At 47.5% G+C, this 7,550-nt stretch carries 8 protein-coding genes and 2 pseudogenes; 1 reads left to right on the top strand and 9 read right to left on the bottom strand.

Features of this window, described 5'->3' with window-relative positions; all coding sequences use genetic code 11:
• Together ACJY2G_RS25315 and ACJY2G_RS25310 are read right to left on the bottom strand one after the other, a co-directional pair.
• Nucleotides 1-236 (bottom strand): annotated as a pseudogene (locus ACJY2G_RS25315) (hypothetical protein); the annotation flags it as partial.
• A 9-nt stretch (nt 237-245) separates the two neighbouring features.
• Nucleotides 246-485, bottom strand: coding sequence for a hypothetical protein (locus ACJY2G_RS25310; RefSeq protein WP_439292368.1), 240 nt, complete (start codon nt 483-485; stop codon nt 246-248).
• 206 nt (nt 486-691) lie between these two features.
• Here ACJY2G_RS25310 and ACJY2G_RS25305 point away from each other — a divergent pair, with 206 nt between their 5' ends.
• Complete coding sequence (locus ACJY2G_RS25305) at nt 692-1,726, top strand: acyltransferase family protein (protein ID WP_439292367.1); 1,035 nt, start codon at nt 692-694, stop codon at nt 1,724-1,726.
• Nucleotides 1,727-1,928: 202 nt separating this feature from the next.
• Here ACJY2G_RS25305 and ACJY2G_RS25300 read toward each other — a convergent pair whose 3' ends face one another.
• The 7 genes and pseudogenes from ACJY2G_RS25300 to ACJY2G_RS25270 form a co-directional block, all read right to left on the bottom strand.
• Nucleotides 1,929-2,897 carry a hypothetical protein gene (locus ACJY2G_RS25300; protein WP_439292366.1) on the bottom strand — a complete coding sequence of 323 codons (969 nt, stop codon included), beginning with the start codon at nt 2,895-2,897 and terminating at the stop codon, nt 1,929-1,931.
• Nucleotides 2,898-2,949: 52 nt separating this feature from the next.
• A complete protein-coding gene (locus ACJY2G_RS25295) occupies nt 2,950-3,546 on the bottom strand; it encodes a YmfQ family protein (RefSeq protein WP_439292365.1) in 597 nt (198 codons plus the stop codon).
• Nucleotides 3,543-4,688, bottom strand: coding sequence for a baseplate J/gp47 family protein (locus ACJY2G_RS25290; protein ID WP_439292364.1), 1,146 nt, complete (start codon nt 4,686-4,688; stop codon nt 3,543-3,545). The genes ACJY2G_RS25295 and ACJY2G_RS25290 overlap by 4 nt, the downstream gene beginning before the upstream one ends.
• A gap of 3 nt (nt 4,689-4,691) precedes the next feature.
• A complete protein-coding gene (locus tag ACJY2G_RS25285; RefSeq protein ID WP_439292363.1) occupies nt 4,692-5,126 on the bottom strand; it encodes a phage GP46 family protein in 435 nt (144 codons plus the stop codon).
• Nucleotides 5,123-5,707, bottom strand: a complete 585-nt coding sequence (locus tag ACJY2G_RS25280) for a phage baseplate assembly protein domain-containing protein (protein ID WP_439292362.1) — start codon at nt 5,705-5,707, stop codon at nt 5,123-5,125. Before ACJY2G_RS25280 ends, ACJY2G_RS25285 begins: the two co-directional genes overlap by 4 nt.
• Nucleotides 5,704-6,765 (bottom strand): phage baseplate assembly protein, encoded by a 1,062-nt coding sequence (locus ACJY2G_RS25275; protein WP_439292361.1) that lies wholly within the window; start codon nt 6,763-6,765, stop codon nt 5,704-5,706. Before ACJY2G_RS25275 ends, ACJY2G_RS25280 begins: the two co-directional genes overlap by 4 nt.
• A pseudogene (locus ACJY2G_RS25270) lies at nt 6,762-7,550 on the bottom strand (hypothetical protein); the annotation flags it as partial. The pseudogene ACJY2G_RS25270 and the gene ACJY2G_RS25275, both read right to left, overlap by 4 nt.

Here is a 7,550-nt window from a genome sequence, read left to right as displayed (position 1 = left end):
CGCATGATAGTCACCAGCCGCCATACATCCATATCACCATTGATTTGCGCCAGCAGCAGGTTACCATCGACCGGTTTTATGGCAGGATCGATAAGCAGCATTGTGCCGGAATTGATGTGCATTCCGTGGTATCGCTCTGCGATATACAGGCGGGAAGCAGGGCCTGTGCAGTTACAGACTTTGTTCAGATCAATACGCGTTTCGACGTAGTCACTGGCTGGTGATGGAAATCCCATGATATCTCCTTACTTTATGTAACCCATGTTTTTCAGGAAATAGCGCTTACTCTCCCCTTCTTGATCAGAATAATCACGGAAGAAACCCTGGTAGTGCGCTATCCATTCATTGGCTTCTTCAAGTGACCAGAAATGATTTACCTTCGCCAATTCCGCCACAAATCGCTCCGTTGTGACAACTTGCCCTTTCTTTGGATCCTGCGTGACACTGCTAATAAACGCACCTTTTATGTCAGAGTATCGTGGCATAAAAACCCCTTAAAATACTGTTCATACATACAGTATAGTCATGATGATTTTGATTTGTGAAGGCCTATCGGTGTTGAAATTATTAGGACTATGATTGCTAAGGAAATAAGTATTAAGCCTCAATCTGGGTTGCTCTCGCAATCCTATCGAGCTTGACATATAATTGGTAGTTAACTGATGAATTATTAATCTTTATGTGAAATTTTATGAATACTAAAAATGACATTCATGGTTTAACAATTTTTAGATTTATAGCCGCTTTTTATGTTTTTATTTTTCATTGCAACTTAAGATTTAAAGCGGATGTTCCAGAAATAACATATGATTTTATTAATAATGGTGCTGTAGGGATGACATTCTTTTTCGTTCTCTCAGGTTTCGTTATGTCATGGTCATCTAGGGCGGGAGTAAAGGATAACTACTTCAGATCTAGGCTTGCAAGAATATATCCTGCATATTTGTTTATGGGTTTAGTCTCGCTGCCATTTATATTCGAATATAATATAATAGATATACCTGTTTATATTGGTGTATTCCTGACTATGTCTCAGTCTTTTTTTACCGGAACATTTCCAATTTGGAATTTTGGTGGATCATGGTCAGTTTCCACTGAAATGTTTTTCTATATCACATTCCCATTACTATTCCCCATTGTAAAAAAGAATCCATTAATTTCCTTAACTGTATCTATAATCGCCTCCTCATTAATCATCCCAGTATCGATTGTCTTTAGTGGGTCATCTGCCTTTCCTCAATATTATATAAGCCCACTTCATCGGTTACCTGAGTTTATATCTGGTGTTTCTTTGGGTTGCTTATATGCATCAGGGTTTAGAATAAAAAAACTAGGCATTCCATTGTTATTAATTTCAATAACTGCACTTGTGTTATTATCTCCTTTCAACAATGAGGGCTGGACAAAAAACAATTACATCACATTGCCATCAACTTGCATTATAGTTTACATCCTTGCATGCTTTAACATTAAAAAGAGCGCTTTCACAAACCCGTTTATTTTTTTAGGTAAGGTAAGTTATTCGTTTTATTTAATGCAGCTTCCTATTGTTCTTTTCACCGTGAAATATCATTATTTATTTGATGGAGTGCCCATATGGTGTATTTGGGCACTCTTGGGTGTTATCAACTTGGCATTAGCAATAGTTTGCTATTATTTCATAGAAAGAAACTCACATATAAGCAGAGTGTTTATAACAAAAAAGGCGGCACCTAACTTAAATTAAGGATTTTCTGGTGTTGGAAGTATTCTTTGAAAAAGAATTGATTGTTCATTATAAAAAACGACCCATCGAGGATCTGAGTTATCTACAGTTCCTTGATTGGGCCATGAATCTCCTTCTTGTGGGCTTCCGAAGCATGAAAGAATAACTTCATCAGATGAGTTGGTAAACTGAACGAAAATTTGTGACATAATTACTCCATAAATCAAAAGAGATATGCAGAGATAGTAATCCCATATGTTGTTGACCCAGCATTAGCAAATAAGTTTTGGTACAGTGTCTGACTTGTTGATATTGGTACGATTAGCGTCCCGTAAGGACCGATTACAGAACCTGAATATCCAGCTATTGTCCCTCCTCCTGAACCGTTAATGTCTGCAACAATCGATACACTACTGAATGTACCGCCAGAGGTAGTATTGCTAGATATCCCAACCGTGGCTACGCACTCTTTAGCATTTTTCGGAACTGCTGTTGCAATTGAAAATGAAGATAATGGATTTGAGGTACCTGACCCCGTGGTATTTAGAACAAAAATTGATGAGAACGAGATTCGCCTGCCTATTTGAATCCCTGCTTTAAACTGACCATTTGAATTTGTTGCCCATATAGAAACAAGCGCCGAGGCTGTATAGCCCGATGGCATGTTGGCACCACCATATACCTCTGGGACAACGGTTGTTGTAGCGTTTACTGCCAAAAGTGCAGAGGCACCTGTTGTTGGATTATAAATCACATAAACTCCAACAAACCCAGAAACGGGAGGCGCCCCAGCATCCATACCACCCGCGCCTGTAGTTGCTAGGTTAATCGTTTTGTTAAAATTGCTAATACGATATTGCAGACCACCTAGCGCCGTTCCAACAATGATTTCATCAGTAGTAAATGTCACTGTTGCAGAAGCTGATGGAACTGACATTTTCGCATTACGAGCCTCTCCTACGACACCCGTTACACCACTCTTGATTAGCAGCTTCAAAGCAGCAAAAACCTGGGCGTCGTTGCCTGGGTCTAAGGCCAAGCCGCTGCCGGTTACTACGTTTGCTAATTCACGCTGAACGGTATTAAACCAGGCCGCCTCCATCAACGTCGGAGGGGTCCCGGCAGCCACATTACCTGCTGTCCACTCACCATTCGAATCAGCGGTTGACGTAATACTCCCAATTTTTTGCATAGTAAATTCCTCGCCAGGAAAGGCGCATGTTTGATTGATAAGGTTGTGTTAGCTAACTGACGTAACCGAATTTTACGAAGGTGTGTGACGGCGAAAGATGATTAAGGCGGCATTCAAGACGCTTATTCCCCCATGACCTGAGAGGATCGCCAGCATATGATTTTCCAACCTGAGCATAATTTATAGTTGTTTCCGGTGCAGTGACCAACCAGGTAAAGGGCCAATCCTCACCATTTAATGCATCACCACAAACTGACATTCCAACTCTCGCCTGACGAAAAACTGAAATGGTTATGTCGTACCCCATTGCTTTTGCCACACCGATAAAATAAGCCGCGGACTGACCACCGGTGCTGAATAGCTTCGACACAACCGATTTTTGTCGGATCGCGATACTTTCATTTTCCCCTATGGCACAGTCATCCGGCAGTCCAAGTGTCTTTTCCCAGTCCGTTAACATGATGGTCGCGGTCGCGGGAAATGCGCCAGTTAGTAACGCCCCGGCGGCATCATCACTTTGTTGGTATGACAGGGCCAGAGCCCGTAAAACAGCGGTTTGAATACCATCCGGCTTACGTGACCACACCAGCCCGGTTGGCAGTAAATTCTGCAAAGCCGACGTGTAATCTTCTAAAGTAAACTGGCTCATGTATACGTCACCGTACCCCTTACCGGAAGTTGACCGGTCGTTGTGGTAATATTTGACGAAGGAGAGGTCAGGATAAAACCACTCGTTCCGCTGACATTACTGATTGCAATGAGCAGATCTGAAAGGTAGATCGTGGACCCTTGCGGGTTTCCGGACTCAAACAATACCCCGTCAATCGCCGCCGCAATCGCCGCCGTTGTTGCACTGCCTGCCGACGAAAGACCGCTGATCGTAAAATTAATGGTTGCTTTGATTGGGGAGCAAACATAAACCAGCGCCGTGACAGGTTGAACCGGATAAAGAGAGTCAGCGACCCTTTTCTGATCTCCGGTGGCCTTCGTCCCTGACCAACTGTCGAGCGAAGAAATACCGTCAGTGCCGACAGGGAAGCCATTGTTTGATGTATCATGTCCATCAATCATGATGTACACCCCAACTGTCCCGGCCCCCATCAACCTTCTTACAGTCCACGCACGGGTTACGCCAGAAACAGCCAAAGCCCATGACTCATAATCATCATCATTCCCGCCTTGCGGTGTATTTTGATAGGCCAGAAGTGTACGCGTTCGGAAAGCATCTTCCGTTTCGATATCAGCACCGTCTGTAATGGCTGTGCTGATTGTCGCCGTCGAATTAATGCCAGAAATACTGACATCCAGCGTTAACTGTGTCCCGGCGGGTGTATTACCCGCATCACCGCCGCCCGTCGGATCATCATTCGGATCAGGGAGTACCGCGGTGATAGAACCCGTTGCGGTGCCAGGCGACCCGATATCCACCGCAGAATCGACTGTGTACTGATAACCATCACCACGATTGAGCACGGTACCCGCAGGGACAGTTTGCCCGGCTGTTCCTGTAAAAATGGTGGCGTTATTTGTCCCGGCATTCGCGGGTTTCTGTGTCACGCTTTTTAAAGAAGCCCACCCCGCCAGATTCTCATCCGTCGCGCTCCAAGGCACTGACTGTTTTGCAATCCAGTCAAGATAGCCATAATGGAGGTAAGCCAGACCCGCATCTGCCGTTCCGATAATGTTCAGATTTGAAAACCGTAACGGCGTGCCTGTTCCTTTTAATTCTGATTCAATCGCGGCGAGGTTACGCGCGCGCAGCTCAGTGAGCGTTGGCCGGTTATATGGCATCTGTTAAGACTCCCAGACCCAGAAATAACGCTTCGATACAGCGTCCTGTCCTGGCTTTTGGTAGGTGATAATAAGGTTAAGTCGATTCGGATACACTATCTGGCTGACCGGTGTAATACTGGCTACCACGCCATCATCGGTAAGCCACTTCAGCGCCTCAGCGGCAAAGTCCTGGGCTTTATTTGCAACGGCCAGCGTCAGTTTCTGCCGGCGTAACAGCCACAGGCGCGACCCAATGGAGTAATCCTGATCCTGATCGCCCCACCATCCGCGGCGGTTATCGCCATCGTATTCGTCATCTTCCCGCGCCAGCCGGTCAGTAAAAAGGCTGATTAAAATGGCAGTTTCAAGGTCATCGCCCGACTGCAGATCACCGGATGCCTCAGCCCAGTCACCCACGGATTGTTCAGCATTCCAGAGCGTTGTGATGTCCGTCATTGAACCTGTTCCCCCGGTTTTTCACTGGTCGGTGATGAACCGCCGCTCTGCACATTTTTCACCACATGATTGTGAGTGTTGTAGGTGTCGCGCAAGTCTTTCAGCGTGGTGGTGTTGCTCCCAGCGTTATCAATAATATCGCCGGAACACTTCAGAACGGGCGTATCCGCAAAAACCTCTTCTGAGGCAACGATCGTGACAGTGGTTGAATTAATGACCTTTACCGGCTGCCCGTTGGCATCAATTTCGATCCCGGTCTCTGTGAGTTTGATGTGCTGCCCCCACAGGTCGTAAATGATGGTTTCCCCCGAATTAAGTCCTGTTTTCCGACTCCCTTTGTGCCCGGAAGCAATCACCACAGCATTCGACCGGTCGCCTGAAAGGTAGGCAATCAGCACATCAGCATCAGCAGGCAATGAAGAGGAGAAACCAAACTCCATCAGGCGGGGTGTATCGCTGCGCACTTCCATCGGTGTTTGGTACTGCACCTTCTGGATCCCGCCATCATCATTGGTCATCGATACGCTGCCAACGCCAATCATCATCATCGCCCGGCGGTAAAGCGTGTTGAGCATCGTCATCTGTTCAGCTCCTGAATGACGTTGTAGAAACGGTAAGGCTGAACCGAGAACGCCGCCGGTGGCATCAGTACCATCTGCGCTACTGTGCCCTGGTCATCTTTGATAAACGTGACTTCTGCAAGCAGATAAAGCAGGTCAGTAATGCCCATTTTGGGGATATTTACGGGGATCAACGTGTTGGGCTCCCACAGTTTGCCCGCGCTATCGCGCCAGTTATCAATGGTGACCTGCAGAACCTTAGAACGCCCGTAGCGCCGGTTCATTTCCCAGTCAATCGCCTGTTGCGCCAACTCAGGAGTGTTCATGGTGCTTTCTACGATGATAATCCGGTTGCGGTATCGCATTTTGGCAACGTCCGGATCATTCGCCGTCGCTTTGGTCACGGCACCATAGCCACTGTCATCGACAAGCGGGTTAACCGTCATTGACACGCCAGTGTATTCAGAGAACCTTTCATCTATCGAAGCTTCATAGGCCGCCGCTTCAATATTGATGCCCTGCGCCACACCGCTGGCGGCTTTCTTGGTACCAACGCGGGTCAAATAGAGACTGCCATCCGGCAGGTCATAGTAAAGAAGTGCCGCCCAGCGCGTGATCCGGTCAATGATTTCCTGCGAACTCTCCCCCCAGTTCAGCGTGAACTGGGGAACATTCTGCATATCTGTAACATCACTCGAGACGGTTATTCCGTAAGGTGCAGCCAGCCGTTGAGCAATTTGCAACGGATTTGCCCCGGTGATGACGTTGTTGTCCCATTTTGCGGAACAATCCACCAGGTCTTCGCATTTACTTCGTCCTGTCGCCCGGACTTCATGCCTTGTGGCGGAAATCATCGGTGCCCACCGATCTATGTAACCGGTAATGACCGTATCGCTTCCAAGCTTTACCACGCAGGCATCGCCTTCTTTTACCAACTGCTGATCTTCACTTCCGGGAAATTCATCCATCAGAGAAAGGTCAAAGTCACTGGGAAGACGCTCAATACTTCGGGTGATGCGTACAGAGTCCCAGCCAGAAAGCACCTTACCGCCGACGGTTAACGTCATCTCATTATTCATGAAGAAAGAGCTCTGAAAGAAAGTGGCATAAATGCCGGATGAATTGGGTCGGCCATTTTCACCAGCCCTTCGGTTCGACTCGCGTCCTGATACAGCCGGTTTGCCAGATTGAGCGCTGGAAGCGCCGAACTGAATGTCACGGTAGATACATTCGCCAGTTGCGCGCCTTTCTCCTGAAGTGTCGTTTTGGTCGATGTTTTAAGATCGGACAGCTCACTAAAAACATCGTCATAACCGGCATCCGCCGCAGATAGTGCAGATGCATCGATAACAGTCACCACGCGCTTAAGGAGATCAGCGGCTTCGTCGTAACTCACAGGTTCGTAAAGAGACGCCGCATAGGCCATTGCGCCAGCACTTAGCGTGATGAGGTAAATTTGTGCCGCCGAAGCAATGCTGCTGTCGCTGCTGTCCGGCCGGTAAGTGGTATCCGTGAACGTAGCCAGCGTTTCAAACAGGCGAATCAGGTCCAATCCTTTGGCCTCACTCGACAGTAATGCATTAATTACATCCTGCGCGCCGCTGGCATATGCCGCTACGCTGACGGACGCCAGAAGACTGGCTGTGACCTTCTGAACTTCTGCACGGTTTTCGACTGACGCCGCCATTTTCTGAGAAACCAGAAGGTCGTAATTATCCGTGTCTGCCGTCGTCGTCGTGGTATTTGTCGCGCCCGAGGCATTTCCGCCAACATCCCCCGTGTTGTAACGCCCGTAACGAGTGCTGCCGAACGTGGATTTTAGCGTATTACTGAGGTTGGTAGCCTCATTGGCCGTGCGGGTGAC

The sequence above is a fragment of the Rahnella sp. ATs2 genome (assembly GCF_051851855.1).
Lineage (GTDB): Bacteria > Pseudomonadota > Gammaproteobacteria > Enterobacterales > Enterobacteriaceae > Rahnella > Rahnella variigena.
This window is presented reverse-complemented; position numbering and strand designations above follow the sequence as displayed.

Excerpts from the sequence above, each read along its gene's own strand:
- ACJY2G_RS25275 (WP_439292361.1), bottom strand. The coding sequence starts at position 6,765 with ATGAATAATGAGATGACGTTAACCGTCGGCGGTAAGGTGCTTTCTGGC.
- ACJY2G_RS25310 (WP_439292368.1), bottom strand. The coding sequence starts at position 485 with ATGCCACGATACTCTGACATAAAAGGTGCGTTTATTAGCAGTGTCACG.
- ACJY2G_RS25305 (WP_439292367.1), top strand. The coding sequence starts at position 692 with ATGAATACTAAAAATGACATTCATGGTTTAACAATTTTTAGATTTATA.
- ACJY2G_RS25290 (WP_439292364.1), bottom strand. The coding sequence starts at position 4,688 with ATGCCATATAACCGGCCAACGCTCACTGAGCTGCGCGCGCGTAACCTC.
- ACJY2G_RS25280 (WP_439292362.1), bottom strand. The coding sequence starts at position 5,707 with ATGACGATGCTCAACACGCTTTACCGCCGGGCGATGATGATGATTGGC.
- ACJY2G_RS25295 (WP_439292365.1), bottom strand. The coding sequence starts at position 3,546 with ATGAGCCAGTTTACTTTAGAAGATTACACGTCGGCTTTGCAGAATTTA.
- ACJY2G_RS25285 (WP_439292363.1), bottom strand. The coding sequence starts at position 5,126 with ATGACGGACATCACAACGCTCTGGAATGCTGAACAATCCGTGGGTGAC.
- ACJY2G_RS25300 (WP_439292366.1), bottom strand. The coding sequence starts at position 2,897 with ATGCAAAAAATTGGGAGTATTACGTCAACCGCTGATTCGAATGGTGAG.